The sequence below is a fragment of the Kribbella sp. CA-253562 genome, from assembly GCF_050942265.1.
In the GTDB taxonomy this organism is placed as follows: domain Bacteria; phylum Actinomycetota; class Actinomycetes; order Propionibacteriales; family Kribbellaceae; genus Kribbella.
Genome location: NZ_CP192049.1, coordinates 6,757,794 through 6,784,299, shown reverse-complemented (window position 1 = coordinate 6,784,299; position 26,506 = coordinate 6,757,794). Strand labels below are relative to the sequence as shown.

The following is a 26,506-nucleotide window of genomic DNA, read 5'->3' as shown; positions in this document are numbered from 1 at the left end:
GTGAGTCCTCCCCGGCTGGTTGGTCCCGCTGGGCTGGCTGTGCTGGTCAGCACCGTGCTGATCGGCATCGGCCTGCCGCTCCCGGCCGTAGCCGCTCCCGTTCCGGCGACTCCTCGCGAGGACGCGCCGTCCGCGATCAGCTGGCTCGAACGCGCCGCGGCCGCGCCGGACCACGTCTCGTACCACGGCACCCAGATCATCACCGCCTGGGGACCGCAGGGCTCGACGTCCGCGATGCTCGACATCGTGCACGCGGCGTCGCAGGGCTCGGAGATCAGCGTGGTCGGCTCCACCTCGCCGGACGCCAAGTCGTTCGTCCAGCGGGCCACCGACGGTGAGCGGCCGACGGTCGACGGCGGTCCGCTCGCGCTGCTGAAGGCGACGTACGAGCTGGTCTACCGGTGCTGCACGGACACGATCGGGCGGGCCGCCGTCCTGGTCGAGGCGCTGCGTGGCGACCGGACGCTGGCGGCGCGGTTCTGGATCGACCGGACGACCGGGCTGCTGCTGCAGCGACAGCTGTTCGGTGCGGACGGCAAGGCGCTGGTGCGGGCGACGGTGTTCACCGACCTGGAGATCGAGAACGGCGAGTTCCTCGGCCACCTGCCGCCGATGCTGCCCGGTGGGGTGGAGTCGATGGGGCTGAGCGGGGTCGACGGGCTGCGGACGCAGGGGTGGACCTGCGCGAGCGAGCTGCCGGGATCCCTGCGGCTGTACGACGTGCACCAGGACTCCGCGGCCGGGGTGCTGCAGTTCTCGTACTCCGACGGGCTGTTCAACGTGTCGCTGTTCCAGCAGCGCGGCGCGCTGGACCCGAAGGCGGTCGCCGGGTACGCGACGACCGGGACGCCGGGAGTGCACGTGCGCTACGGGATGCCGTCGTACGCCGTGTGGTCGTCGGGTGGGATCGTGTACACCTTGGTCGGGGACGTGCCGGCCGAGCTGCTCGCGCAGGTGGTGGACGCGTTTCCGCACGAGGTGCCGGCCCGGGTGACACCGGTGCAGCGGATGGGTACCGGACTGGCCCGAATCGCGACGTGGCTCACTCCGATGAGTGCGCTCTCGTGGAAGCTGGGATAATCAAAACCGGGAGTGTTTTCTGCGGCTCCCACCACGAGACAACGACGACGTGAGGCGGCCACCGTGAGCTGGGACGACGCCGAGCCGACAATACGAACCCCACAGGACGCCGAACCGACCCGTCCTGTCCCCACCGCGGGTCCGGTGGCGCCCCCGCCCGCCTCGGCCGACAACTCGACTGCCGCGCCTCCGGTGCCCGCCAATCCGGCGGTGTCCGCGTTGACGCCTCCTCCGGTGCAGGCGGGCAGCGCTCCGTTGGCGACTCCGGGTGGCGACGCGGCGTACCGGCAGGCCGAGCGGTCGATGACGCAGCGGAGCTTCGGGCGGCCGGAGACGGGGGACCAGGGCTTCCGGCAGGTGTACCCGGGGCAGGCCTGGCCGACGGCCCAGCAGCAGAGCTACGTGCCGCCGCCGCCGCTCGACTGGCACCAGCAGCAGGCTCGGGCCTACACCCCGGCGCCGCCGCCGAAGACCGGCGGGAACCGGACGATCCTGATCGCGGCGCTCGTGTCGCTGATCGTCGCGCTGATCGCCGGTGCGGGGGCCGCGGCGACCGTGGTCGCGCTGGACCGCCCGGACCCGATCACCGAGGAGCCCGGTCCGGCGATCGGCAACGGCGCCGACCCGAAGATCCGCAGCGGCAGCGTCTCCGCCGTCGCCCAGACCCTGCTGCCGAGCGTCGTCCAGCTCAAGGTCGAGGGCGCCGACGACAGCAACGCGACCGGTTCGGGCTTCGTGATCGACACCTCCGGGCACATCCTGACCAACAACCACGTCGTGTCCGCCGCGGCCAGCGGCGGCTCGATCCAGGTCGTCACCCAGAAGGGCAAGTCCGCGACCGCCCGTCTGGTCGGCCGCTCCCCGGCCTACGACCTGGCGGTCGTGCAGGTGGTCGGGATCGACGCGCCGGCGGTCCAGTTCGGCCGCTCCGACCTGGCGATCGTGGGGCAGGACGTGGTCGCGATCGGATCGCCGCTCGGCCTGGCCGGCACCGTCACCTCCGGCATCGTCTCGGCCAAGAACCGCCCGGTCACCGCCGGCGGCGAGGGCGAGACCTCCTACATCAACGCGCTGCAGACCGACGCCGCGATCAACCCGGGCAACTCCGGCGGCCCGCTGGTCGACATGAACGCGCGGGTGATCGGCGTGAACTCCGCGATCGCCACCGTGCGCGGTGCCGAGGAGGGCAGCAGCGGCAACATCGGGCTCGGGTTCGCGATCCCGATCGACCAGGCCCGGCGGACCGCGCAGCAGTTGATCGCCAACGGCAAGGCGTCGTACCCGGTGATCGGTGCCGAGGTCGACATGCGGTACGAGGGTGGTGCTCGGGTCTCCCGGGTGAACGCCGGGTCGCCGGCGGCGCAGGCCGGACTGAGGATCGGCGACGTGGTCACCTCGATCAACAACCAGCCGGTGGACAGTGCCGAGGCGCTGATCGTCGCGATCCGCACCCACCGGCCGGGCGAGAGCGTCCGGCTCGACTACCAGCGCGCGGGCAAACCCCGCCAGGCCACGATCACCTTGGGTCAGCAAACCGGCTGACGCGAACCCCGTCCGGGCGACCAGGAGTCGGCCGGGCGGGAACGGGGAAGGAAAGTCGGCGGGTGTCCGCCGAATCCAGGCTGACCCGCCCTCCACCGCAACCGGCGGCGGGCTACCCTGTCTGCGGACTGGGGAACGACCGGAGAAGGTGGGGACATGTTCGGCATCGGGCCGCTCGAGCTCGTCGTGATCGCCATCGTCGCCGTGCTGCTGTTCGGCCCGGACCGGCTGCCGGAGTTCGCCCGGACGGCGGGCCGGCTGCTGCGCCAGGTCCGCCAGATGGTCAACAACGCGCAGAACGACCTGCGCAACGAGCTCGGCCCGGAGTTCGCCGACCTCGACGTGCGCGACCTCAACCCGCGCAGCTTCGTGCGCAAGCACCTGCTCGAGGGCATGGACGACGACTACGACGACAAGCCGGTCGCGTCCTCGACGGACCTGATGGACACCACCGTGCAGCGGCTGCCGGCCGGCCAGCGCGCGCCGTACGACCCCGAATCGACCTGACCGCCACCGCCCCGCCGTCCCGCAGGACGAGACCTGTTGAACGGTCCGCCGGCGGCGACCTCTAGGCTGGGCGCGCGATGAAGACGTTTGAGGAACTGTTCGCCGAGATCGGCGAGAGGGCGCTGACCCGGCCGGAGGGCTCCGGCACCGTGGCCGCGCTGGACGCCGGCGTGCACGCGATCGGCAAGAAGCTGGTCGAGGAGGCCGCCGAGTCCTGGATGGCCGCCGAGCACGAGAGCAAGGACCGGGCCGCCGAGGAGCTCAGCCAGCTGCTCTACCACGCGCAGGTGATGATGCACGCGCTCGGCCTGGACCTCGACGACGTGTACCGACATCTGTAGAAGCCGCTACGGAGTCCGGGACCACCTCTTCCGAAAGGCCACAGACCCATGCTGCGCGTCGCAGTACCGAACAAGGGCTCGCTGAGCGAGGCCGCCACCGCCATCCTGACCGAGGCCGGCTACAAGCAGCGCCGGACCACCAAGGACCTCGCGCTGACCGACACCGCGAACGAGGTCGAGTTCTACTACCTGCGCCCCCGCGACATCGCCGTGTACGTCGGGGAGGGCACACTCGACGTCGGCATCTCCGGCCGTGACCTGGTGCTCGACTCGCACGCCGACGCCGACATCGCGATGGAGCTGGGCTTCGGTGGGTCGACGTTCCGGTTCGCCGGCCGGCCCGGAGTGGCGAACTCGGTCAAGGACCTGGCCGGCAAGCGGATCGCCACGTCGTTCGCCGGGATCCTGTCCGACCACCTGGCCGAGAACGGCGTCGAGGCGTCCGTGGTGAAGCTGGACGGCGCGGTCGAGTCCGCGGTCCAGCTGGGTGTGGCCGACGTGATCGCCGACGTCGTCGAGACCGGTACGACGCTGCGCCAGGCCGGGCTCGAGGTGTTCGGCGAGCCGATCCTGACGTCTGAGGCCGTGCTGATCACCCGGCACGGCGTCGAGCAGCCGCCGGGCCTCGAGCAGCTCGTCCGGCGCTTGCAGGGCGTCCTGGTCGCCCGGAACTACGTGATGATGGACTACGACATCCGGGCCGAGTCGGTGGAGGCCGCGAACGCGCTCACCCCGGGCCTGGAGTCGCCGACGGTGTCGCCGTTGCATCGGGAAGGCTGGGTCGCCGTCCGCGTGATGGTGCTCCGAGCCGACGCACAGAAGATCATGGACCAGCTCTGGGACGTCGGCGCCCGGGCGATCCTGACCACCGACATCCACGCCGCCCGGATCTAGCAGATGGCCACCCCGGAGTCGCTCGTGACCGGTGTCACCCCGCTGTTCACCTTCCACCCGCGCATCATCGCGGCGGTGACGGCGGTGATGGCCGCGTCGATGGTGGCGGTCTTCGGGGTGATCTGGTTCCGGCTGCCGGACGAGTCGCGGGCGACGTTCACGCTGTTCCAGCGGCTGACGCTGATCGCCTTCTTCGGCACCGTGCTGTACCTGCTCTACCGGATGGCCACGGTCCGCGTCACGGCGTACGCCGACGGCCTGCGGGTGCGCAACGTCTTCAAGTCGTACTCGTACCCGTGGACCGACGTGAAGGTGCTGCGGTTCACGCCCGGCGATCCGTGGCTGCAGATGTTCGACACCGACGGCAACCGGCTCGGAATCCTCGCGATCCAGGCGTCCGAAGGAGCCCGGGCGTCGGCGGCGGCCAAGCAGCTCGCCGCCGTCGCGCGGGCCCACGGAGCCGGGACCCAGACGGCCTGAGCCTCAGACGCTCACCCGGAACGTCGTACTGTGCTGGTCGCCCGGCTCGAGCACGACCAGGTCCTCGCCGGTGACGAAGCTGTCCGGCGGGCAGGTCATCGGCTCGACGGCCAGCCCGATCCGGCCGATCGCGCTGCCGGTGTAGAGCTGCATCCACCGGGTGTCGCCGCTCAGTACGGCGCGGTTGCCGCTGTCCGGGTCGGTCAGCGTGACCACCCAGTTCGCCGGCAGCCCGGTGAACGCGTTGTCGATCTCGAGCGCGCCGATCCGCCGGGCGGTCGTGAAATCGAAGTCGGATCCGGCGACCGGCTTCAGTCCCACCGGCGTCATCCGGTCCGGCGTGACCTCCAGCCACTGCTCGGCCCGGAACTCCAGCTCGCACTCGTCGATCTGCCGCCCGACCGACAGGTACGGATGCGTCCCGTACCCGTACGGCGCCGCGCTCGCTCCCACGTTCGTCGCCGTGGCGGTGACGGTCAACCCGGTCTCCGCGTCGAGCCGGTAGGTGAGGGTCAGGTCGAGCTGGTGCGGATAGCCGGGCTGGCCGTGCAGCCGGTAGGCCACCTCGACCAGCGACTCGTCGAGCCCGTCGTCGACGCGCTCCCAGTTCGCCCAGCGGGTCAGGCCGTGGATCGCGTTCGACCGGGCCGCTTCGCTGAGCGGAAGCTGCTGCTCGGTGCCCTGGAAGGTGTACTTGCCGTCGGTGATCCGGTTCGGCCAGGGGATCAGGTGCTGGCCTATCCCGGCGTGCGCCGCCTCGGTCTCGCCGTAGCCGACGAGCACCTCGCGGTCGCCGTACGCGAGACCGCGCAGGCCGCCGCCGACGCTCACCACGGTGCCGGCGTACGCACCGGCGCGAATGGTCCACTGCTCCCCTGATGGCAATACGCTCATGCGACCATCCTTACCCACTGCTGCGCATTGCCGGACGGCGTCGCGCCGACGGGTTCCTCACAGTCGCTCAGGACGCGGCCGAGTCGTGGTCGAGGTGGACGGACTTGGTGACGATCTCGGTCTCCGGGTCGTGCGGGATCGACGGGTTGCCGTCGACGACCACGTGGGCCCGGTCGCGGGTGCGCTGTACGGCGAAGTGGTCGCGCTCCCAGCGCATCCAGTCCAGCCAGCGGTCGCGCAGCGCCTCGCCGTCGCGCTCGATGCCGCGGTCCAGGCGGACCTCGTTGCTCGTCTCGATCCACAGCCGCAGCGACTGCCAGTGGTCGGCCTCGCGGTCGCAGGAGGTGACTCCCTCCACGATCAGCAGGTCCAGCGTGGTCGGTACGACGTGCAGTTCGGCGTACGCGCCCTGGACCCAGTCGTAGCGCCGGTAGCGGCCTTCGCGGCCGTCGGAGATGCGCTGGAGCACGTGGTCCCGCAGCAGGCCGAAGCCGCGCACGGCGCCGTCCCAGCCGTCGTACAGGTCGTCCATGTGCAGCACCTGGCACCGTTGGCCGCGCGCCTCCGCACGCGCGGCGAAACGGGCGGCCAGGGTCGTCTTGCCGGAACCGGCGGGGCCGTCGACGCCGATCAGGCGGGTCCGGCCGAGGCGCGGCGGGCCGGCTTGGACGTGGTCCAGGAGGCTGTCGACGGTCAGCGTGGCAGGGGTGTCCGGGACTGCGGTCTCAGTTGATTCCATGGCGCTTCAGGATGTCCTCGATCTCGTCGAACTCCGACGACTCCTGCTGGCTCGCCTTGGCGCCCTTCGGGGCCTTGGCGGGCTTGGCTGGGGCGGAGGCCGAGGCGGGGGCCGGTCCGGTGCTGGTCAGCTCACCGGGTGCGGCCGTGGGCTTCGTCTTGGCTGCCTTCTCCGGGGTCGGCCGGCCCTTGGCTGTGCGCGATACAAGGCCGGACACGACGTACAGCACGACCGAGACGCCGAACAGCGCGACACCTGCCCAGACGGTGGGCGAGAAGATCAGGTGCGTGACCCAGCTGACGGTCGAGCGCACGACGTCCCACACCAGCTCGAGCAGGCCGGTCAGGTAGAGCGAGACCGGCAGCAACGACCAGGCCACGCCCCGCACGCCGGCCGCCGCCCCGCGGCGCCGCCAGGCGAGCCACGAGCCGATCAGGCCGAGCAGGGTGAGACCCGCACAGAACGGCAGCAGCGACAGATCATTGAAGTCAGGCACACACCCAGGCTCGCACAGACCCGTGCGGATCCAAGCCGGGTAGAGCCCTGACGCCACCCTGAAAGACCGCTCCGGGGACAATGGAGATGTGCAGCCCGACAAGCGTTTGGCCTTTACCGGATTCGACAACGACGACGGCTCGGCGGACCCGGCGTTGGCTCAGGCTCTGTCGGCCCGCGACCAGGGTGCGATTCTGCACGCCTTGACAGCCGCCCGCCTGCTCGTGCCGGTCGTCGCCATGCTCGGCGAGGTCGAGTACGACGACCAGGGCCTGGCCCACGACAAGACCTCCGACATGGCCGTCGCGTTGCTGCGAGGCCAGGACGGCCGCAACGCGCTGCTCGCCTTCACCAGCACCGAGTCCCTCGCCCGCTGGAGCCCCGAGGCCCGGCCGATGCCCGCCCAGGCGCAGCTGGTCGCCACCGCGGCTGTCCAGGAAGGCGCGGCCGCCATCGTCATCGACGTGGCCGGCCCGGCCACCGGCGTGATCGAGACCGACGACGTCCAGCGCCTGGCCGCCGGCCTCCAGGTGGTGCGCCTGGAAGACGGCGGATTCGGCTGGATCCACCCGGTCAGCTGATGAACTCCTTGGCGAACCCGCGGATCGCCTCCGGATCCAGACCGTCGTGGAACCCGATCACCAGCTCCTGCACCCCGGCCTCCTCGTACGCCGCGATCCGGCGGCGGACCGTGTCGGCCGTTCCGTACAGCAGGTACGAGCCGAAGTCGCCGGGATAGAACAGGCCCGTCTCCGGTGCCAGCGCCCGCTGCGCCTCCTCGTCGCTGCCGGTGATCAGGCAGGCCGTGGTCACCGTCCGGCGGATGCGGTCGAAGTCCGCCCCCACGGCGGCGCAGTGCTTGCGGAGGATGCCGAGCTTGCGTTCGACCTCGGCCGGTGAGGCCATCAAATTGCAGGCGTCGGCGTACTCGGCGACGATCTTCAGCGTCACCTTCTCGCCGCCGCCCGCGATCATCAGCGGGATGTGCGGCTGCTGGACGCCGCGGGGCCGGTTCACCGCCTCGACGAGTTGGTAGTAGGTGCCGTCGAAGGTGGTGACGTCGTTCGTCCACAGAGACCGGATCACTTGGACCGCCTCGCGCAACTGGCGAAGACGCTCGGGGCCGTCGGCGTACGGATAGCCGAAGGCGTCGTAGTCGCGCTGGTACCAGCCGGCCCCGATCCCGAAGGTGAGCCGGCCGTTCGACAGTACGTCGACGGTCGAGGCGGCCTTCGCCTGCAGGGCCGGGTTGCGGTAACCGTTGCCGGTGACCAGGTGGCCGAGCCGGATGCGTTCGGTGCGGGCCGCGAGCAGCGTGAGCAGGCTCCAGGACTCGAACAGGTACGCCTGGGACGGCGGCACGGTCTGCAGGTGATCGGGCAGGTAGACCGCGGCGAACCCGGCCTCCTCCGCCGCCTGCGCCACACCGGTCACCGCCGCGAGCGCTTCGGCCGGGTCGTCGTACGCCGCGAGCTCGCCGCCGAAGCCGGTCGGCAGGAAGAGGCTGAAGGTCAGGGACATGATCGATCCTTCCGGGGAAACGTGACTACCCCGATAGACCGCCGGCGGCGCGGAAAGGAATCGGCGCATTGGCTCGGACGGTGACCGAGCCGAGCGCCGACCCCATGTCTCACCCTGTCGGTGCGGTCACGGCGTCGATCGGCTTGGCCTTCATCGCCAGGCGACCGGTGATCGCCGTGGTCGGGACAACCAGCAGTCCCACGATCGCCACCCAGCCGAGCAGCACCCAGGCCGGCCCCGACGGGATCGGCCATCCCCGCGTGGCGACGGCGATCGGCAGAACGCTGAACGCGGCCGCGACCACCCCGAGCGCGAGACCCAGCGCCGCGATCACCAGGTGTTCCAGGTAGAGCATCCGCATCACCTGCCGCCGCGTCGACCCGGTCAATCGCTGCAGCCCGAACTCCCGCCGCCGGTCCAGCACCGCCACCGTGATCGTGTTGACCGACGCGATCGCGGCGTAGGCGATCGCGATCCCGGCCAGGAGATACGCGATCCACGCGTCCACTCCCAGCCCGGCGTCGTAGTCGGCCGCCAGCAACTCACGATCCCCAACCGTTGCCCCCGGCCACTTTCCGAGATCGAGTCCGGCCGTCACCTGCTCCGGCGACGACGTCCGAATCAAGAGCTGCGAAGGCAGACCGGAGGTCGTGTGAGCCGCCAGCAACTCCGCCGGCAGCAGCAACGACTCGTACCCCGCCTTGCCCTCGACCAGCGCCACCACGCGCACCTTCACCAGCGCGTCGTCCCCGAGCCGCAGGCCGATCGTGTCGCCGACGGCGAGCTCCAGCTTCTTCGCCACGCCCGGCGGCAGCGCGACCGTCTCCCCGCGCAGCTCGTCCAGCGATCCCGCCTTGACCTTGCCCTTGTAGACCGGTCCACTCAGCCCGAGCAGCGGCCACGGATCACTCGTGTGCGAACTGTCGTACGGCTCCTCGATCCACCCATTGCTCCGGACCAGCGCGGAAACGGCCGACACGCCCTCCGTACGCCGTACCTGCTCGACCAGCTCGGCCGGCACCACACCGGCGGAGCTCGTCACCACGACCTCGCCGTCGAGATTGTCCGTGTACGCCTCCACCGCGGCCCGCTGCTGGGTCGTCTGCGCATAGACGTTGCCCAAGGCAATCGCCGAGGCGAGCACGAGCGGCACCAGGATCGCCGCGAACTGCACCGCCCGGACGCGCAGGTTGATCGCCGCCAACGTCCCGGACGTGCCGCGCGTCGACAGCCACCCCGTGACCCGGGTCGTCAGCGCCGCCCGCACCACCAACGGCCCCAGCACCGCCACCGCGATCGACCCCGTGAGCACCGCCGGCCCACCGATCGCCGCCGCGTTGGCCGGGCTCATGAAGATTGTCGAGATCCCGACACCGACGGTCAACGCCGCGAAGACCAGACCGATGAGCATCCGGACCCGACCGATCACCACCGGCGGTACTGCGGCCTCGGCCAGCGCCTGGATCGGCCGGATCCGGGCCGCCCGGCCGGCCGCGATCCCCACCGTCACGCGCAGGATCACCAGCGCCAGCACCGACGCACTCGCGAACGGCAACGGCCCCTGGTCGAACCGCAGCGCCGCCGGAACGATCCCGCCCTCGGTCAGCATCCCGAAGATCCACGCACCTGCGGTCCGCCCGAGCAGCAGCCCGATCACCAGCGCGACACCGGACACCAGCATCGTCTCGGCGATCACCAGCTTCTTCACCTGCCCGGGCGTCGCACCACTGGCCCGCAGCAGCGCCAGTTCCCGGCGTCGCTGCCGAACCGACAGGCCGATCATCGCCGACACGACCAGCGCCATCACCACCGCGACCATTCCGCCGAACACTCCGGACAGGATGATCAGCGGCAGACTCGTCGCGATCCCGGCGAACTCCGCGGCGCCCCGGTCGTCGCCGGTCAACGCGGTCACACCCGCCGGCAGTTCCAGCCGCTTCGCCAGCTCCACTCCGGCTGCCGGAAAGACCCCGATCGCGTCGACCATCCCCGGCCGCGGCGACAGCTCGCGCGCCTCCCGGTCGGCGAAGAAGATCGCCGGCGCGTCGACGGCGGTGTCCGTGACGGCGATCCCGCCGAGCACGAACGCCCGCGGCACCCCGTTCACGATCACGCTGACCGAGCTGCCGACCCGAGCCCCGCCGACCAGCCGCTGGTCGAGCACCACCTGCCCTGCCGCCGGTTCCCGTCCCGCGATCAACCGGTACGGCGTCAGAGCGGCCGAAGCCCAGCCACGCCCGGTCGAGCGATCGCCCGGCGTCATCATCGCCGGAACCGACACGTCCGCGACCGCCTTCGCGACTCCCGGCGTACGGGCGAGTTGGTCCACCAGCGACGCCGGGACCGCGTGCCGTTCGGGATACGCCACCGAGCCGCTCCCGTTCGGTGGTTGGTACGCCGGCCGCCCGGTCACGACGATCGGTGCGTCGGCCAGCCGCTGCGGTGCCGCGTTCAGCCGCAGACCGGTTTCCAGCAGACCGCCGGCGGCGGCCATCAGCGAGCTGCCGAGCAGCACGGCGACGAAGATCGCCAGGAACGCCGCGGTCCGGAACCGCAGGCTGGACAGCGCGAGCCGGATCATCGGGTCACCTTCAGCCGGGACAGCGCGGCCAGTTCGGCGGCGACGGACGAAGCAGTCGGGGACAGCAACTCGGACACGATCCGTCCGTCCACCAGGAACACCACCGTGTCGGCGTACGACGCGGCGACGGGATCGTGGGTGACCATCACGACGGTCTGACCGACAGCCCGGACCTGATCACGCAGCAGCGCCAGGACCTCCGCGGCCGTGTGGGTGTCGAGCGCGCCGGTGGGTTCGTCGGCGAAGGTGATCGCGGCCCGGCTGGCCAGCGCGCGAGCGATGGCGACCCGCTGCTGCTGGCCGCCGGACAGTTCGCCCGGCCGGTGCCCGGTCCGCTCGGCCAGTCCGACCCGGCGGATCACTTCCGCGGTCCACTCCTGGTCGGGCGTCCGCCCGGCCAGCGTGAGCGGGAGGACGACGTTCTGCCGCACGGTCAGCGCGGGCATCAAGTTGAACGCCTGGAAGACGAAGGCGACGTGCTCGCGGCGCAGCTTGGTGAGCGCGGTCTCGTCGAGCCCGCGCAACGCCGTACCGGCTAGGTGGACTTCACCGGCGCTGGGTGCGTCCAGTCCGGCGGCACAGTGCAGCAGGGTGCTCTTGCCGGAGCCGGACGGGCCCATCACCGCGGTGAACGAACCTTCGGCGAAGTCGTAGCTGACGCCGTCGAGGGCTGTGACGGCACTGGGACCGGTGCCGTAGACCTTGCGGACGTCGGTCAGCTGAACCGGGGCGGCCATCAGAGGACCTTCAGCTGGGTCTTGCGGTGGTAGGACTCGTTGGTCCACCACAGGATTGCGACGGCCGCGCCCAGCCCCAGGTCGGACCAGAGCCACCACGGCCCGTCGAAGTGGCCGAAGACGGCCAGCGTCAGCCACACGACGAACTGGATCACGCAGACGGCCAGCCAGCCGACCGTGGCGATCCGCAGCGCCAGCGTCAGCCCGTACGGCGGTACGGCGTCGGCCAGGCCGTCGAAGGCCTGGCGCAGCTCTCCGCGGGTCCGGGCGGCGCCGACCAGCTCGTGCCGGTCGGCCGCCTGCTGCGGCGCGAGCCCGCCGAGCCGGAGGGCGCAGTCGACCTTCCGGTGCGCGGCGTCCCGATCGGTGTCGGTCAGCGCCAGTTCGTCGGGGGAGAGCAGCGGGCCGAGGGTTGCGGTCACGGTGTTCATCAGCGGGTTCCTTGTCTTCGAGGGGACCGGGGATCGGCCCGACAAGAAACAGCGTAAGGATTGAACAGTTAAGCTCCGAGGGTTCTGGATCCCGTGCTCACGGTGGACCTAGCACCCCTGTTCGGCGCTGAAGCTCGGCCCGTCGCCGGATCTGGGCCAGGATGGTGCTCGTGACCGAGGACCGGACCCAGCAGGGGCCTGCGGGCGACGGACGCCGAGCGCTGCCGCCGGGGCTCGCCCTGTCCTGGGGTGTGCTGCCGGTCCAGCGGCGGGGGCCCAAGCCGGGACTCAGCGTGGACCAGATCGTGGCCACCGGCATCGAGTTCGGCGACCGGCAGGGTTTCGAGGCGATCTCCCTGCAGAAGATCGCGGCCCACCTCGGCGTCACCACGAACGCCATGTACCGCTACGTGAGCTCCAAGGACGAACTGCTGGTCCTGGTCCGCGACGCCGCCTGGGGCCCGCCCCCGGACCTCGCCGGCGACGACTGGCGGGCCGGCGCGACCGCGTGGGTCAAGGCCCAGGTCGCCCGGTACGCCGAACGCCCCTGGCTGCTAGACCTACCCATCCGCGGCGCCCCGATGACCCCGAACCTGCTCAGCTGGGCGGAGGTCCTCCTGCAGGCACTGGACCCCACCGGACTCAGCCAGCACGACAACCTGGGCTGCGTGCTCCTGCTCGACGGCTACGCACGCAGCTACGCCAACCTGGCCCGCCAGCTTGGCGCCAGCGAGCAGCCACCGGTCCAGTCCGAGCACGTCGGCGCCTTCCTGGCCCCGCGGCTGGCGGCGGGCAACTACCCGATGCTCACCAAGCTCTACACAAGCCAGGAGTACGAGGACGAGCTCAACGACGACCTGGACTTCGGTCTGACGAGGATCCTGGACGGCATCCAGGTGCTGATCGACCAACAACGCTGACCACCCGCCAGGCCCGGGCGCCCACCCTTCCGCGCGCCACGCGCGCCACGCGCGCCACGCGCCACGCGCGCCACGCGCCACGCGCGCCACGCGCCACGCGCGCCACGCGCCACGCGCGCCACGCGCCACGCGCGCCACGCGCCACGCGCGCCACGCGTGCCACGCGCGCCACGCGCGACGCCCCGGCGCCGTACACGCGACACCTCCGCGACGCGCGGACCACACCCATCGCGCCCCGCTCGGCCCGTCCGCATTTGCACGGTTAACCCCTCAAATTGTGGGTTCTACGTCTGCATGCGGAGGTAGAACCCACTCCCGTGGGGGTTAACCGTGCAAAATGCGGATGGGCTCGACGGGCTGGGGCGGCGGGACAAGGCGAGGCGGGGCGGTGCAGCGGGGCCGAGGCGAGGTGGTGCGGGCGGTGCGGGCGGTGCGGCGGTGCGGGCGGTGCGGGGCGGTGCGGCGGGGCCGAGGCGAGGCGGTGCGGCGGTGCGGGCGGTGCTGTGCGGGCGGTGCGGGGCGGTGCGGAGCGGTGCGGAGCGGGCGGTGCGGTGCGGGCGGTGCGGCGGTGCGGGGGGTGCGGTGCGGGCGGTGCGGCGGTGCGGGCGGTGCGGTGCGGGCGGTGCGGGGCGGTGCGGCGGGGCCGAGGCGAGGCGGTGCGGCGGTGCGGAGCGGTGCAGTGCGGCGGTGCGGCGGTGCGGAGCGGTGCGGGCGGTGCGGCGGTGCGGGCGGTGCGGGCGGTGCGGCGGTGCGGGCGGTGCGGTGGTGCGGGCGGTGCGGTGGGGGCGGTGCGGTGGTGCGGGCGGTGCGGTGGGGGCGGTGCGGTGCGGGCGGTGCGGCGGTGGGGGCGGTGCGGCGTGGTCGCCTGGTGTGCGCCCCGCGGGCGGGAGTGAGTCAGGCCGGCAGGACGATCCGGACCGGACCCCGCGCGCGAGCCGCGACCCACTGCAGGTGGAACTCACTGCCCGGAGCGATCTCCGCGCGGCGGTGGAGATCGGTGCGCAGGTTGTACGGCGCGGTCAGCGTCGTCGCCTCGGTCGGGTGGACGCCGGCGGACCGGACCTCCGCGATGATCTCGGCCAGCGCGATCGCAGCCGGCTTGCGCTCGTGGTCGACTGTGAACAGACCGAGGTCGTACTCCCGGTCCGGGAAGTCCAGCAGTTTGCGGTCGATGTCGTGCGACGACCACCAGGTGATGCCCCACAGGGCCGGGTTGCGTACGACCTGCTCGACCGTACGTCGTACGAACTCGCCCTGCAGGTCCACCGGGATGTCCGGCCCCGGTACGCCGATCTCCTGCAGCCAGACCGGGCGCGTCGGGTCGAGCGACGTCGCGGCGGCCAGTTCGACCAGGTAGTCGGCGTGCGTCAGGGTCGCCGGGCCGAGCGGGCCGTCCACTCGTGAGACCCCGTTGAACACCCACGAGTGGACGGTGCTCAGCTCACCGAGGTCGGTCACGTCGACCGGGCTGAACGGATGGTCCGGCCGGTACCAGGCGTCGTCGAAGACCGAATGCAGCGCGAGCACATTCGGCGCGGCCTTCTTCACCACGGCCAGCAGCTCCTGCGCCCAGGCGGTCGACGTCTCCGGAGTCGTCGTGCTGTCCGGCCAGAGGTTGTTGACCTCGTTGCCGAGGGTGATCGCGAAGACGTTCGGCTTCGTGGCGACCGCCGCGGCGACCGCTTCGCAGTACGCCGTCAGGCCCTCCCGCACCGTCGGGTCCTCGAACAGGCTCGCCTTGTGCCAGGTCAGCGCCCACGACGGGAGGAAGTCGAAGCTGGACAGGTGGCCCTGGACCAGGTCGACCGCGACGGTCAGCCCGTGCTCGGCGGCCGCGTCGATCGTGTCCAGCAGGTCCGCGATCGCCCGCTCGCGGATGATGCCGCGGTTGGGCTGGATCCACGGCCAGATCGGGAACACCCGGACGTGGTCGAGCCCGAGCCCGGCCAGGTCGGCGAAGTCCCGCCGGACCGCCGCCGGGTCGTGGTCCAGCCAGCTGTAGAACCAGCCGGCTGACGGGACGTAGTTCGCGCCGAACCGGGGCGTGGCGGGATCCGAGAGCATGATGCTGATGCTAAAGCGGTTTAGAATCTCAGGCAAACAGCGTCTGCTGGCTGGTCGCCGCGGTCCCGCCGGGGTGACGTCGCCGGAACGTCCCGCCGCTGCCGGCGGAGGAGGCCGCGAGAGCCGGTCTCAGCTTGGAAGAGCGATGGATCAGCTCGGGAAGCCATGGATCAGCTTGGGGGAGCGGTGGATTCCCGGACCGTCAGTACCGGGTCGGCGGTTCGCCGGTTGACCGTCGTCGCGGGGTCGGCGATCACCTCCAGCAGCACCTCCGCGGCCTGGCGGCCGAACTCGAAGGTGTCCCGGGACAGCGCGGTCAGGGCCGGGTGCATCAGCTGGGTCAGGATCGAGTCGTCGAAGGCGACGATCGACAGCTCGCCCGGCACCGAGACGCCCATCTCCATCGCGACCCCGAGCCCGGCCACCGCCATCACGTCGCTGTCGTACACGATCGCCGTCGGCCGGACCGCCTGGGACAGCAGCTTGCGCGTCGTCGCCGCACCCTCGGCGTCGCTGAAGTCCGTCGGCAGCGACGGCGCGTCCACCAGCCCCAGTCGCGGCGCCGCGTCGCGCAGCGCCCGCATCCGCCGTTGCGTGTGCTGGAAGTTCGGCGTACCGGCGACGTGGGCGATCCGCCGGTGCCCGAGCGCGGCCAGATACTCCACCACCGCCAGCATCGCGTCCCGGTCCGACGCCCACACCGACGGCAGAGCGCCCTTGCCGCCCCGCCCGCCGATCACCACCGCCGGCAGCTCGAGCGCCTTGAGTTCGTCGATCCGGGGGTCGCGCACGGTCAGGTCCACCAGGATCACGCCGTCCACCCGGTGCTCGGAGTGCCATCGGCGGTAGACCTCGATCTCGGCCTCGGTGTCCTCGACGATCAGCAGTTGCAGCGAGATCGAGTGCGCCGACAGCCCGGACTGGAGCCCGGACACCAGGTGCGCGAAGAACGGCTCGACGCCGAGCGTGCGGGCCGGCCGGGCGATCACCAGCCCGACCGAGTCGACTCTGGACGCGCCGAGCGCGCGAGCGGCGCTGTGCGGCCGCCAGCTGAGCTGCTCGGCGATCGCGAGGATCCGCGCCCGGGTCGCGTCGCTCACCCCCGGCCGCCCGTTCAGCGCGAACGACACCGCGCCCTTGGACACGCCCGCGCGGTCCGCGATGTCCGCGATCGTCGGTCTGGCCATCGGCCACCTCCTGGTCGGTCCCCACCCTTGACAGCGGATTCTACGATGTGGATAGTGCAGGAGCTATACCGGTTTATCACTTCAGGAGAATTCCATGCGTAGTCGTCGATTGACCCCGGTGGCGGCTCTTGCCGTCGCGGCCCTCACCCTGGCCGGCTGCGGTCTCGGATCATCCGAGGAGTCCTCGTCCGGCGCGCAGCCGACCGTCGACGCGAACGCGAAGGTGACCGGTGAGGTCAGCTTCCAGACCTGGGCGCTGAAGCCGAAGTTCACCTCGTACGTCGAAGGCGTGATCAAGGCCTTCGAGGCCAAGTACCCGGGTACCAAGGTGACCTGGCTGGACCAGCCGGGCGACGGGTACGACAAGAAGGTGCTCAGCCAGGCCTCGGCCGGTCAGCTGCCCGACGTGACCAACCTGCCGCCGGAGTTCGCGCTGCCGCTGGCCAAGCAGAACCTGCTGCTCGACGTCGCCGCCGCCGACCCCGCAGTGAAGACCGACTACGTCGAGGGCGGCGTCACGGCGTACCAGTACCAGGGGCTGAACGGCACGTTCGGCTACCCGTGGTACCTGAACACCGACATCGACTACTGGAACGCGACCAAGTTCGCCGCGGTCGGCCTGGACGTGAAGAACCCGCCGAAGACCTTCGACGAGCTGCTCGCGGCCGCGAAGGTGATGCACGACAAGTCCGGCGGCAAGGAGTACCTGATGAGCCGACTGCCCGGCATCGAGGACTTCACCAACGCCGGCGTCAAGATCCTCAGCGACGACGGCAAGAAGTTCACCTTCAACACCCCCGAGGCCGTCGCGCTGCTGGACAAGTACCGCGACGCCTACAAGAACGGCTACCTGCCGCGCGACATCCTGACCCAGGAGTACCTGGGCAACAGCAAGCTGTTCACCCAGGGCAAGGTCGCCTGGACCACCGGCGGCGGCAACTCGATCGTCGACTTCCAGAAGGACAACCCGTCGCTGAAGGGCAAGGTCGTCCCGTCGCCGGCGCTGGACACCCCGCCGCTGTACGTGCAGGGGCTGTCGGTCTCGGCCAAGTCGAAGAACCAGGCCGCCGCGATCGCGCTGGCCAAGTTCGTCACCAACGCCGAGAACCAGGCCGCGTTCGCCAAGATCGTGAACATCTTCCCCTCCACCAAGGCGTCCGCGAACGACCCGTACTTCTCCAAGAGCGACGGCACCGTCGAGAGTGACGCCAAGGTGCTCGCGTTCGAGTCGCTGGCCAAGGCCAAGTCGCTCAAGCCGGCCGTGATCAGCGGGGCGACCAACGACTTCATCAACCAGCAGATCTCGCTGGCGATCGCCGGCAAGGTGAGCTCGCAGCAGGCCCTGGACGCCGCGGTGGCCAAGGCCGACCAGCTGCTGGCCCAGTAACGCGATGCGCTACCACCGGTGGTTCTCTCCCTGGGTGCTGGTCGTCCCGGCACTCGCCTGGTTGCTGGTGTTCAACCTGTGGCCGTCGATCAACACCGTGATCCTGTCGTTCACCAACGCCAAGCCGATCGGCGGTGGGACCTTCGTCGGGCTGAAGAACTTCGAGGCCCTGCTGCACGACGAGCAGCTGCGCTATGCGTTGCTGAACAGCGTGATCTACATGATCGTCTGCCTGCCGTTCCTGACGATCGTGCCGTTGGCGCTGGCGGTCCTGGTCGAGAAGAAGCTGCCCGGGATCACGTTCTTCCGGACCGCCTTCTACACCCCGGTGGTGGCGTCCGCGGTCGTCGTCGCGCTGATCTGGCAGTGGATCCTGGACGACCGTGGTCTGGTCAACGGCATGGCCGAGAAGCTCGGCGTGATCTCCGGGCCGTTGCCGTTCCTGTCCGACCAGTGGCTGCTGCTGTTCAGCGCGATCAGCCTGACCATCTGGAAGGGCCTGGGCTACTACATGATCATCTACCTGGCCGCGCTCGGGAACGTCGGCCGTGAGCTGCACGAGGCGGCCGCGGTCGACGGGGCCAGCGCGTTCCGGCGGTTCACGAACATCACCATCCCGGGTGTGCGGGGCACGATGATCCTGATCGCGATCCTGATCTCGGTGTCGGCCCTGCGGGTGTTCTCCGAGCTGTTCATCCTCAGCGGTGGCAACGGCGGTCCCGGTGGTCGCGACTCGTCGGTGGTGATGCTGATCCAGCAGTACAGCCAGGGCTTCGAGGGCAACCTCGGCTACGCCTCGGCACTGTCGATCGTGCTGTTCTTCGTCACGGTCGTCCCGATGCTCGCGCTGGCGCGACTGAACCGGAAGGCGGCGGACGCATGAGTGTCGTCACCGATCCCGCGCGGCCGATCGCCGTACCGGACGACCCCGGTACGCCGGTGCGCAAGCGCAAGCGCAAGCGCGGCACGTTCAGCTTCAACTCGATGTCGCCGGGCGAGAAGGCGGTCCGCTACGTCCTGCTCGTGTTCGTGCTGCTGATCACGATCGGGCCGTTCCTGTGGCAGCTGTCGACGTCGCTGAAGGGGTCCGGCGAGGACATCTACACCCGGATCCCGCGGCTGCTGCCGTCCCAGCCGACGCTGGAGCACTACGGCGCGGTGGCCGACACCATCCCGGTCTGGGACTACATGCGCAACTCGCTGCAGGTCGCCGTACTGGTTGTCGGCGGCAACATCATCGGGTCGTCGCTGGCCGGCTTCGCGCTGTCGCGGCTGCAGTTCAAGGGCCGCAAGCTGGTGCTCGGCCTGTTCCTGGCGACGCTGGTGCTGCCCGGCGAGGTGACGATCATCTCGCAGTACGTGACGGTGCGGGAGTTCGGTCTCGCGAACACGTTGTTCGGCGTCGCGCTGCCCGGCATGATCGGTGCGCTGAACGTGCTGCTGATGTACAACGCGTTCCGCTCGCTGCCGATCGAGGTCGACCAGGCCGCGATCGTGGACGGCGCGAACGTGTGGCAACGCTTCCGCTACATCGCGCTGCCGAGCGTGCGCGGCACGATCAGCGTGGTCGCGATCTTCGCCTTCATCGGCGCCTGGGACGACTTCCTGTGGCCGCTGATCGTGCTCACCGACCCGGACAAGTACACGCTCACCGTCGGCCTGCAGTACCTGTCCGGCACGTTCACCAACAACCCCCGGCTGATCGCCGCCGGCACGATGATCGCGTTCATCCCGATCGTGATCGTCTTCGCCACCCTCCAGCGCTTCTTCTTCAAGGGCGTCGAGGAAGGCGCGGTCAAGGGGTAGTACGCCGTACGAACAGCAGCCCCGGCCGAATCCGGCCGGGGCTGCTTTCGTGGTCGGTCAGGTTCCGGCGCGGCGGTCAGCGGCGGCGGGACGCCTTCGGGTGGACCTCGCCGGTGTACTTCTCGCCGGGGCCCGCGCCGGGCTCGTCGGGGATGGTGGAGGCTTCCTTGAAGGCGAGCTGCAGCGAGCGCAGGCCGTCGCGCAGGGGAGCGGCGTGGTGGTGGCCCAGACTGGGGGCGGCGGCGTCGAGCAGGCCGGCCAGGGCGTCGATCAGCGAACGGGCCTCGTCGAGGTCCTGGTGGTCGGGCAGGTCCTCGGCCAGACCGAGGTTGACGGCGGCGGCGCTCATCAGGTGCAGGGCTGCGGTCGAGATGATCTCCACGCTCGGCACCTCGGCGATGTCGCGGGAGACGGTCGACATCGGGTCCACCCGGGGCTGCTCCGCGACGGGGGCGGCGGTGGCTGGTTCGGGTGAAGTGGAGATCGGGTCGGTCATGCTGCTACTGTTGCATGGCGACCGACCCGGTCCGAAGGTGACCCCTGAGCGGAATACTCGAGGGACGCCAACGGTTCGAGTCTAAGCGGAGGGCCACCTCCCACCCAGTCGATGAACAGTCGGCGGGTCCCGGTCACACCGAGATTTCCGGCTTCACCGCCGGATCGTCTGGGTGATGCGTACGACGTACCGAGTCCTTCGGGGTTTCGGTGGGTCGTCGATCTGGGAATTGGGCCTTCGTGTGGATCGCACGGAGGCCTTTGTCGTTCCCCGACGAGATCTCCGGGCGATTGCAAGGGTGGCACCAGTAACGAACAACCCAGGAGGACCCATCACCATTGAACTGCGCGTCAACGAGCGCATCCGCGTTCCCGAGGTGCGTCTGGTCGGACCGAACGGTGAGCAGGTAGGCATCGTCCGGATCGAAGACGCTCTTCGGTTGGCACAGGAAGCCGATCTCGACCTGGTCGAGGTTGCGGCCACGGCCCGCCCGCCGGTCTGCAAGCTGATGGATTTCGGCAAGTACAAGTACGAGACCGCGCAGAAGGCGCGCGAGTCCCGCCGGAACCAGACCAACACCGTCATCAAAGAGATGAAGCTGCGGCCGAAGATCGACCCGCACGACTACGAGACCAAGAAGGGTCACGTCGTCCGCTTCCTCCGTGCCGGTGACAAGGTGAAGATCACGATCATGTTCCGTGGTCGCGAGCAGTCCCGCCCCGAGCTGGGGTTCCGGCTGCTGCAGCGGCTGGCCGAGGACGTCAGCGAGCTCGGCTTCGTCGAGTCCTCGCCCCGTCAGGACGGCCGCAACATGATCATGGTGCTCGGACCGCACAAGAAGAAGTCCGAGGCGCGCGTGGACGTCGAAGCCGAGAAGGCCAAGAAGCTGGCCGAGCACGAGGCCGAGCAAGAGGCCGAGCGCCTCGAGCGGGCCGCGCAGCTCAAGCAGTTCGAGGCCGAGAAGGCCGCCGGCGCGACCAAGAAGCCGAAGGGTCCGGCCGACAACCTCGACCCGGAGTGATCCGTCGCTCCGGCCGCCCACGAGGTCACTGCCGGAGCACGGACACCGGATCGAGACGACGAAACAGAAACGAGAGAACACTGCCATGCCGAAGATGAAGACCCACTCGGGGATGAAGAAGCGCGTCCGGATCACCGGTTCGGGCAAGCTGCGCCGCGAGCGCACCGGCCGTCGTCACCTGCTCGAGGTGAAGTCGAGCCGCCGGACCCGGCGTCTGGCCGGCACCACCGACGTGGCGCCGTCGCACGTCAAGAAGGTCAACAAGCTGCTCGGTCGCTGACTCAAGGCTTCCCCACCCCCGAACATCCCGCCGAGTGGATCGACTTCTCCGGCGCAGAAATACAAGGAGTAACACCTCATGGCACGCGTGAAGCGGGCAGTCAACGCCCACAAGAAGCGCCGGGTCGTACTCGAGCAGGCCAGCGGCTACCGCGGTCAGCGCTCGCGGCTGTACCGCAAGGCCAAGGAGCAGGTCACCCACTCGCTGGTCTACGCCTACCGTGACCGCAAGGCGCGCAAGGGCGACTTCCGCAAGCTGTGGATCCAGCGCATCAACGCTGCGACCCGCGCGGAGGGCCTGACCTACAACCGGTTCATCCAGGGCCTGCGGCTGGCCGAGGTCGAGGTCGACCGCAAGATCCTGGCCGACCTGGCCGTGAACGACCCGGCCGCGTTCAGCGCGCTGGTCGTGGTCGCCAAGGCTGCGCTGCCGGCGGACGTCAACGCGCCGTCGACCGCGGCCTGAGCACCACCGTTTCCTGAGTAGCACTCGAGTGGCGAGCCCTGGTCTGCTGACCGCGCAGTCCGTGCGGATCAAGCAGGCCCGCAGGCTCGCCACTCGTGCGTTCCGGCGCAAGACCGGCCGCTTCCTGGTCGAGGGCCCCCAGGCCGTCCGGGAAGCCCTCGAACACCGGATGCGCGTCATCGAGGTGTACGCCGAACCCGACGTCGCCACCCGGCACCGCGATCTGCGGGACCTGGCGACGGTCGCCGACGTGCCCTGGTTCGAGGTGAACCGGGCGGGCGTCGAAGCGCTCAGCGAGACCGTCACGTCCCAGGGCGTGGTCGCCGTCTGCTCGCTGGTCGACGTCACGCTCGACGAAGCAGTACGTCGTACGGCGTCGCTGGTGGCCGTCGGCGTCCAGGTGCGCGACCCGGGCAACGTCGGCACCCTGATCCGTACCGCCGACGCGGCCGGCGCGGACGCGGTCGTGCTGTCGGGGGAGTCGGTCGACCCGCACAACCCGAAGGCCGTCCGGGCCAGCGTCGGCAGCCTGTTCCACCTGCCGATCTCGCTGGACGCGGACATCCCCGCGGCCGCGAAGGCCTGGCGGGACCAGGGCATCCAGGTGCTCGCCGCCGACGGCTACGGCAGCGTCGACCTGGACGAGTGCATCGACGACGGCACGCTGGCCAAGCCGACCGTCTGGTTGTTCGGCAACGAGGCGCACGGCCTGCCCGACGGGTACGACGCGATCGTCGACCGGTCGGTGAAGGTGCCGATCTACGGCCGCGCCGAAAGCCTCAACCTCGCGACGGCCGCCGCCGTGTGCCTCTACGCCTCGGCCCGCGCCCAGCGGATCAACGAGCCGCGCTGAGCCTGGCCGCCAGCCCGTCCAGCAGGCTGTCGAGACCGTAGGCGAACGACTCGTTCTGCAGTTGGTCCATGCCGACCACGCGCCGCCGCTGAACCGACTCGTGCATGGCCGGGTCCATCGCGGTGAGTTGGTCGACCTCGGCGAGGACCTCCTGCGTGCTCTGCTCGACCGAGCGCCCTGACCGGCGGACCGACGCCTCCCAGGAGGCCTGCGAGTTCGCGCTGCCGAACACGAACGACATCACCGCACCCATCGCGTAGTCGATCTCGCGACCGGTGAACCCCGCGGCCGTGAAGAGCTTGAGTCCCCGCGAACCCATCGTCACCGCGTTCGGGCCGATGCTCGGGCGTTGGTAGATCACCTCGGGCAGCCAGCCGTGCCGGAGGACGGCGGCCCGCAGGCTGTGGGCGAACAGCAGCGCCCCGGCGCGCCAGCCGGCCAGCTCCGCGTCGGGGAGGTCGATCTCGCCGTACACCTCGTCGATCACCAGGTCGATCAGGTCGTCCTTGGTCTGCACGTGCCAGTACAGGCTGGTGGCTCCGGAGTCGAGGCGGGCGGCCAGCTTCCGCATGCTCAGCCCGGCCACGCCCTCGGTGTCGAGCAGTTCCATGGTCGCCTTGACGATCTGGTCGCGGCTGAGCGTCTCCCGGGCCGGGGAGGCGGGCCGCTGCCTGGTCCAGATCGAGTCCATACCCGGCATTCTACTCGGACTCGCACACTGTTCGAGTTCGTCGTACAGTGTGCGAGTGACTAGTACATCGTTCGAGTCGAGCCAGGCCGGGCACCCGCGGCGCTGGTGGATCCTGCTGATTCTGTGTCTGAGCGTGATGGTGCTGGTGGTCGACAACACCGTGCTCAACCTGGCCATCCCGTCGCTGATGCGCGACCTGTCCGCCACCCCGGCCGACGTGCAGTGGATCATCGACGCCTACATCCTGGCGTTCGCCGGTCTGCTGCTGACCGCCGGAAGTCTGTCCGACCGGTTCGGCCGGCGCCGGATGCTGGTGATCGGGCTGGTGCTGTTCGGCCTGGCGTCGCTGCTGGCCACGCTGGCGACCACGCCGTGGCAGCTGATCGCCTGCCGCGCGCTGATGGGCGTCGGCGGCTCGCTGCTGATGCCGAGCACGTTGTCGCTGCTGTTCACGGTCTTCCCGCCCGAGGAGCAGCGCAAGGCGATGGCCGCGTGGTCGACCGTCGCGATGGTCGGCGTGGTCGCCGGTCCGACGATCGGCGGCGTCCTGCTCGAGCACTTCTGGTGGGGCTCGATCTTCCTGATCAACGTGCCGATCGCGGTGGCCGCGATCATCGGGTCGATCGCGCTGATCCCGGAGTCGCGAGGACCGGCCCGGGCCGTCGACCCGGCCGGCGCCCTGTTCTCGATCGTCGGGATGGGCGCGGTGGTCTGGGCGATCATCTCGATCCCGGCCGACGGTCTCGGCTCCGGACGTGTGCTCGGCGGGCTGGCCGTAGGGGTCGCCGGCTTGGCCGCCTTCGCGTGGTGGGAACGGCGCACGCCGCACCCGATGGTCCCGCTGGCCCTGTTCAAGGACCGCAACTTCAGCGGGACGAGCCTGTCGATCGTGCTGCTGTCGTTCACCGCGGGCGGACTCCTGCTCGCGCTCACGCAGTACCTGCAGTTCGTGCTGGCCTACAGCCCGCTCGAGGCCGGCCTCGCCCTGATCCCGTACGCCGCGTCCGCGATGCTCTTCAATGGAGTCGGCGCGACGCTGGGCAAGAAGCTCGCCGACCGCACGCTGATCGCGACCGGGCTGCTGGTGATCGCCGGCGGGTTCGGCATCCTGACCCAGGTCACGACGGAGTCCGGCTACGGGCTGCTGATCGCCGGGCTGATGGTGATGGGCATCGGTGGCGGTCTGGCCGGCCCGGCGGCGTACACGCTGTTGATGCAGTCGGTCCCGGCCGAGCACCGTGGGGTCGGCTCGGCGATGAACGACACCGTCCAGCAGACCGGCGCCGCGCTGTCGGTCGCCGTACTGGGCAGTGTCCTGGCGGCGGCGTACTCGGCGGCGCTACCCGACTCGGTGCCCGAAGCCGGCCGCGAGTCGATCGCCGAAACCCTCGCCCTCGGACCGCAGTTCGCCGCGGTCGCCCAGGAGTCGTTCACCGACGCGATGTCGATCGCCATGACCACCGGCCTGATCGGCGCGGCCGCCGGTGCCCTGGTCGCGGTCTTCGTCCTGCCACGCCGCTCAGCTCGTGCTGCCGAGTCCGACGAAGCCCTGGAGGCCGAGCGCACCGGCTGACACCTGATCGGCAAGGATGTGGCGGTGAGTGCCAGTGGGCCTCACCGACCACTTCCGCGCCGAGTACGGCTTCCCGGTGACGGACACCCGGTCGCTGCGATCGGACGGGTTCACCACGCTGGTGGGCGCCGAGCTCCACGCGCCGCGGACCGAGGCGGGACCCTCCTGGCACATCGTGACGGTGGGGCTGCCGCTGGACTTCAAGCCGCCGACCGACGACGAGACCGGCCCGGAGCTGGCGCGGCGAGCTCGAGCGGCCGGGGCGTTCGTCGGTATGGCGCACCCGTCGGCCTCGCTGCTCACGGCCGACGACGCCGCGAGCCTGGACGCGGCGCACTCGGTCGAGGTCTACAACGCGCTGGCCGACCGGGAGAACCGGGGCGACAGCTGGCACCTGACGGACGTACTGCTGAACCGTGGGCACCGGCTGACCGCGTACGCCGCCGACGACGCGCACCTCCAACCGCAGGACCCGCCGCCGTGTGCCGCGTGGGTGCAGGTCCGCGCGGAGACGCTCGACCCGGAGGCTCTGCTCGCCTCACTCAAGGCCGGCTACTTCTACTCCAGCACCGGCCCCGAGCTGTACGACGTGAGCGTCGCCGACGGCGTGGTCACAGTGCGCTGCTCACCCGCCGTCAAGGTTCTCCTCACCGGCGGTGTGCCCGGCGCCCAGGTCGTCCAGGGCACCGACCTGACCGAGTGCTCGCTGCCGCTGGACATGTTCCGCGGCAGGTACTGCCGGGTCACCGTCGAGGACGCCGCCGGCGGTCGGGCCTGGACGAACCCGATCCACCTGTCAGCCGTTGCCGAGCCAGAAGCGGGTCAGGATGATGCCGAGCACGAACAGGGCCCAGGCGCCGATCACGACCGTGTGGTAGCCGGTGAGTGAGCGGACCCAGCGGGTCCGGCGGAAGTTGTAGAGCGTGACGTACCAGAACATCGGGATCGTCACCGCCCACACCACCATGCAGTACGGGCAGAGCGCGCCGATCGTGTAGATGCTCTGGTAGATCAGCCAGTGGATCAGGACGGCGGCCGCGGTGACGCCGGCCTGCAGGCCGAGCCAGATCCAGCGCGGCAGCCGTGCGCCGGCCAGCAGCACGACGCCGAGCGTGGTGACGATCGCGAAGCCGCCGATGCCGAGCAGCGGGTTCGGGAAACCGAAGATCGCGGCCTGCGGGGTGACCATCACCGAGCCGCACGACAGCACCGAGTTGATGCTGCAGCTGGGCGTGTAGTTCGGGTCGGTGAGCAGGTGGAAGCGCTCGACGGTGAGCACGAAGGCGGCCAGGAAGCCGATCGCGCCGCCGGCCGCCAGCAGCCACCGCAGCGCGGCCGGCGGGCCGTCGATCGGGGCTGTCGACTCCGCGGCCGCGGTGGTCAGGTCGGCGTTCGTCATACGGGCTGCTTTCGGCTCGGCGTCGTCGGGAGGGCAGGGGAGACTGCACCGATTGTGCCTGCTGTGGACAACCGATTCACGCTCCGGCGCCGTGGGTTCCTAGACTGCGAGCAGCAGTTTCT

At 70.4% G+C, this 26,506-nt stretch carries 29 protein-coding genes; 17 read left to right on the top strand and 12 right to left on the bottom strand.

The genetic code is table 11. From position 1 onward, the window contains the following. From ACQPXM_RS31905 to ACQPXM_RS31880, 6 genes are all read left to right on the top strand, one after another. Positions 1-1,080, top strand: coding sequence for a sigma-E factor regulatory protein RseB domain-containing protein (locus tag ACQPXM_RS31905; protein WP_432940557.1), 1,080 nt, complete (start codon positions 1-3; stop codon positions 1,078-1,080). Positions 1,081-1,299: 219 nt separating this feature from the next. After that, complete coding sequence (locus tag ACQPXM_RS31900) at positions 1,300-2,622, top strand: S1C family serine protease (RefSeq protein WP_432940554.1); 1,323 nt, start codon at positions 1,300-1,302, stop codon at positions 2,620-2,622. A 156-nt stretch (positions 2,623-2,778) separates the two neighbouring features. Next, positions 2,779-3,129, top strand: coding sequence for a sec-independent translocase (locus ACQPXM_RS31895; RefSeq protein WP_432940552.1), 351 nt, complete (start codon positions 2,779-2,781; stop codon positions 3,127-3,129). A 77-nt stretch (positions 3,130-3,206) separates the two neighbouring features. Then, a complete protein-coding gene (locus ACQPXM_RS31890) occupies positions 3,207-3,470 on the top strand; it encodes a phosphoribosyl-ATP diphosphatase (RefSeq protein WP_077015461.1) in 264 nt (87 codons plus the stop codon). A 48-nt stretch (positions 3,471-3,518) separates the two neighbouring features. Beyond that, the gene (gene hisG, locus ACQPXM_RS31885; protein WP_432940549.1) at positions 3,519-4,364 is read left to right on the top strand and encodes an ATP phosphoribosyltransferase; all 846 of its coding nucleotides are present in this window, start codon (positions 3,519-3,521) and stop codon (positions 4,362-4,364) included. 3 nt (positions 4,365-4,367) lie between these two features. After that, on the top strand, positions 4,368-4,844 hold the full coding sequence (locus ACQPXM_RS31880; protein WP_432940546.1) for a PH domain-containing protein: 477 nt from the start codon (positions 4,368-4,370) through the stop codon (positions 4,842-4,844). Between the two features lie 3 nt (positions 4,845-4,847). Here the strand turns inward: ACQPXM_RS31880 and ACQPXM_RS31875 are convergent, their stop codons facing one another. The 3 genes from ACQPXM_RS31875 to ACQPXM_RS31865 form a co-directional block, all read right to left on the bottom strand. After that, positions 4,848-5,738: an aldose 1-epimerase family protein gene (locus ACQPXM_RS31875; protein ID WP_432940543.1), complete on the bottom strand. Its 891-nt coding sequence runs from the start codon at positions 5,736-5,738 to the stop codon at positions 4,848-4,850. A gap of 67 nt (positions 5,739-5,805) precedes the next feature. Next, complete coding sequence (locus tag ACQPXM_RS31870; protein ID WP_432940540.1) at positions 5,806-6,477, bottom strand: uridine kinase family protein; 672 nt, start codon at positions 6,475-6,477, stop codon at positions 5,806-5,808. Further along, the gene (locus ACQPXM_RS31865; protein WP_432940538.1) at positions 6,464-6,973 is read right to left on the bottom strand and encodes a hypothetical protein; all 510 of its coding nucleotides are present in this window, start codon (positions 6,971-6,973) and stop codon (positions 6,464-6,466) included. The genes ACQPXM_RS31870 and ACQPXM_RS31865 overlap by 14 nt, the downstream gene beginning before the upstream one ends. An 88-nt stretch (positions 6,974-7,061) precedes the next feature. Here ACQPXM_RS31865 and ACQPXM_RS31860 point away from each other — a divergent pair, with 88 nt between their 5' ends. Next, positions 7,062-7,553: an SseB family protein gene (locus ACQPXM_RS31860; protein ID WP_432940535.1), complete on the top strand. Its 492-nt coding sequence runs from the start codon at positions 7,062-7,064 to the stop codon at positions 7,551-7,553. Here ACQPXM_RS31860 and ACQPXM_RS31855 read toward each other — a convergent pair. The 4 genes from ACQPXM_RS31855 to ACQPXM_RS31840 all read right to left on the bottom strand — a co-directional run bounded on the left by ACQPXM_RS31855 (position 7,546) and on the right by ACQPXM_RS31840 (position 12,242). Further along, positions 7,546-8,493: a TIGR03560 family F420-dependent LLM class oxidoreductase gene (locus tag ACQPXM_RS31855; RefSeq protein ID WP_432940533.1), complete on the bottom strand. Its 948-nt coding sequence runs from the start codon at positions 8,491-8,493 to the stop codon at positions 7,546-7,548. The two genes, ACQPXM_RS31860 and ACQPXM_RS31855, sit on opposite strands and share 8 nt — an antisense overlap. A 109-nt stretch (positions 8,494-8,602) precedes the next feature. After that, positions 8,603-11,074: an FtsX-like permease family protein gene (locus ACQPXM_RS31850; protein WP_432940530.1), complete on the bottom strand. Its 2,472-nt coding sequence runs from the start codon at positions 11,072-11,074 to the stop codon at positions 8,603-8,605. Beyond that, positions 11,071-11,811, bottom strand: a complete 741-nt coding sequence (locus ACQPXM_RS31845) for an ABC transporter ATP-binding protein (RefSeq protein WP_432940527.1) — start codon at positions 11,809-11,811, stop codon at positions 11,071-11,073. The genes ACQPXM_RS31850 and ACQPXM_RS31845 overlap by 4 nt, the downstream gene beginning before the upstream one ends. Next, positions 11,811-12,242, bottom strand: a complete 432-nt coding sequence (locus tag ACQPXM_RS31840; RefSeq protein WP_432940524.1) for a hypothetical protein — start codon at positions 12,240-12,242, stop codon at positions 11,811-11,813. The genes ACQPXM_RS31845 and ACQPXM_RS31840 overlap by 1 nt, the downstream gene beginning before the upstream one ends. 170 nt (positions 12,243-12,412) lie before the next feature. Between ACQPXM_RS31840 and ACQPXM_RS31835 the strand changes: the two genes are divergently transcribed. Then, positions 12,413-13,162 (top strand): TetR/AcrR family transcriptional regulator, encoded by a 750-nt coding sequence (locus tag ACQPXM_RS31835; protein ID WP_432940521.1) that lies wholly within the window; start codon positions 12,413-12,415, stop codon positions 13,160-13,162. An 894-nt stretch (positions 13,163-14,056) separates the two neighbouring features. Here the strand turns inward: ACQPXM_RS31835 and ACQPXM_RS31830 are convergent. Both ACQPXM_RS31830 and ACQPXM_RS31825 read right to left on the bottom strand, forming a co-directional pair. Beyond that, the gene (locus ACQPXM_RS31830) at positions 14,057-15,226 is read right to left on the bottom strand and encodes a glycoside hydrolase 5 family protein (RefSeq protein WP_432940519.1); all 1,170 of its coding nucleotides are present in this window, start codon (positions 15,224-15,226) and stop codon (positions 14,057-14,059) included. A 170-nt stretch (positions 15,227-15,396) separates the two neighbouring features. Continuing rightward, a complete protein-coding gene (locus ACQPXM_RS31825) occupies positions 15,397-16,413 on the bottom strand; it encodes a LacI family DNA-binding transcriptional regulator (RefSeq protein WP_432940517.1) in 1,017 nt (338 codons plus the stop codon). A gap of 94 nt (positions 16,414-16,507) precedes the next feature. Here ACQPXM_RS31825 and ACQPXM_RS31820 point away from each other — a divergent pair, with 94 nt between their 5' ends. From ACQPXM_RS31820 to ACQPXM_RS31810, 3 genes are all read left to right on the top strand, one after another. Further along, complete coding sequence (locus tag ACQPXM_RS31820; protein WP_432940514.1) at positions 16,508-17,800, top strand: ABC transporter substrate-binding protein; 1,293 nt, start codon at positions 16,508-16,510, stop codon at positions 17,798-17,800. Between the two features lie 4 nt (positions 17,801-17,804). Continuing rightward, the gene (locus tag ACQPXM_RS31815; protein ID WP_077015472.1) at positions 17,805-18,683 is read left to right on the top strand and encodes a carbohydrate ABC transporter permease; all 879 of its coding nucleotides are present in this window, start codon (positions 17,805-17,807) and stop codon (positions 18,681-18,683) included. Positions 18,684-18,784: 101 nt separating this feature from the next. Next, positions 18,785-19,606 carry a carbohydrate ABC transporter permease gene (locus ACQPXM_RS31810; RefSeq protein ID WP_432951126.1) on the top strand — a complete coding sequence of 274 codons (822 nt, stop codon included), beginning with the start codon at positions 18,785-18,787 and terminating at the stop codon, positions 19,604-19,606. A gap of 76 nt (positions 19,607-19,682) precedes the next feature. On the opposite strand, the gene ACQPXM_RS31805 is transcribed toward ACQPXM_RS31810, so the two are convergent. Next, positions 19,683-20,102: a DUF1844 domain-containing protein gene (locus ACQPXM_RS31805; protein ID WP_432940510.1), complete on the bottom strand. Its 420-nt coding sequence runs from the start codon at positions 20,100-20,102 to the stop codon at positions 19,683-19,685. Positions 20,103-20,343: 241 nt separating this feature from the next. On the opposite strand from ACQPXM_RS31805, the gene infC reads away from it, so the two are divergent. The 4 genes from infC to ACQPXM_RS31785 all read left to right on the top strand — a co-directional run bounded on the left by infC (position 20,344) and on the right by ACQPXM_RS31785 (position 22,721). Continuing rightward, on the top strand, positions 20,344-21,123 hold the full coding sequence (infC, locus tag ACQPXM_RS31800; protein WP_432940507.1) for a translation initiation factor IF-3: 780 nt from the start codon (positions 20,344-20,346) through the stop codon (positions 21,121-21,123). A gap of 85 nt (positions 21,124-21,208) precedes the next feature. Next, positions 21,209-21,403 (top strand): 50S ribosomal protein L35, encoded by a 195-nt coding sequence (gene rpmI / locus ACQPXM_RS31795; RefSeq protein ID WP_077015476.1) that lies wholly within the window; start codon positions 21,209-21,211, stop codon positions 21,401-21,403. Between the two features lie 78 nt (positions 21,404-21,481). Continuing rightward, positions 21,482-21,868: a 50S ribosomal protein L20 gene (gene rplT / locus ACQPXM_RS31790; RefSeq protein WP_184797282.1), complete on the top strand. Its 387-nt coding sequence runs from the start codon at positions 21,482-21,484 to the stop codon at positions 21,866-21,868. A 28-nt stretch (positions 21,869-21,896) separates the two neighbouring features. Next, positions 21,897-22,721, top strand: a complete 825-nt coding sequence (locus tag ACQPXM_RS31785) for a TrmH family RNA methyltransferase (protein ID WP_432940503.1) — start codon at positions 21,897-21,899, stop codon at positions 22,719-22,721. Here ACQPXM_RS31785 and ACQPXM_RS31780 read toward each other — a convergent pair. After that, positions 22,705-23,412: a TetR/AcrR family transcriptional regulator C-terminal domain-containing protein gene (locus ACQPXM_RS31780; RefSeq protein ID WP_432940500.1), complete on the bottom strand. Its 708-nt coding sequence runs from the start codon at positions 23,410-23,412 to the stop codon at positions 22,705-22,707. The genes ACQPXM_RS31785 and ACQPXM_RS31780 overlap by 17 nt on opposite strands. Before the next feature lie 55 nt (positions 23,413-23,467). Between ACQPXM_RS31780 and ACQPXM_RS31775 the strand changes: the two genes are divergently transcribed. Both ACQPXM_RS31775 and ACQPXM_RS31770 read left to right on the top strand, forming a co-directional pair. Continuing rightward, entirely contained in the window at positions 23,468-24,985 is a 1,518-nt protein-coding gene (locus ACQPXM_RS31775; RefSeq protein ID WP_432940498.1) for an MFS transporter, read from the top strand. A 28-nt stretch (positions 24,986-25,013) separates the two neighbouring features. Next, positions 25,014-25,874, top strand: coding sequence for a phosphotransferase (locus ACQPXM_RS31770; protein ID WP_432940495.1), 861 nt, complete (start codon positions 25,014-25,016; stop codon positions 25,872-25,874). On the opposite strand, the gene ACQPXM_RS31765 is transcribed toward ACQPXM_RS31770, so the two are convergent. Continuing rightward, entirely contained in the window at positions 25,782-26,384 is a 603-nt protein-coding gene (locus ACQPXM_RS31765; RefSeq protein ID WP_432940493.1) for a vitamin K epoxide reductase family protein, read from the bottom strand. The two genes, ACQPXM_RS31770 and ACQPXM_RS31765, sit on opposite strands and share 93 nt — an antisense overlap. Positions 26,385-26,506 lie beyond the last annotated feature (122 nt).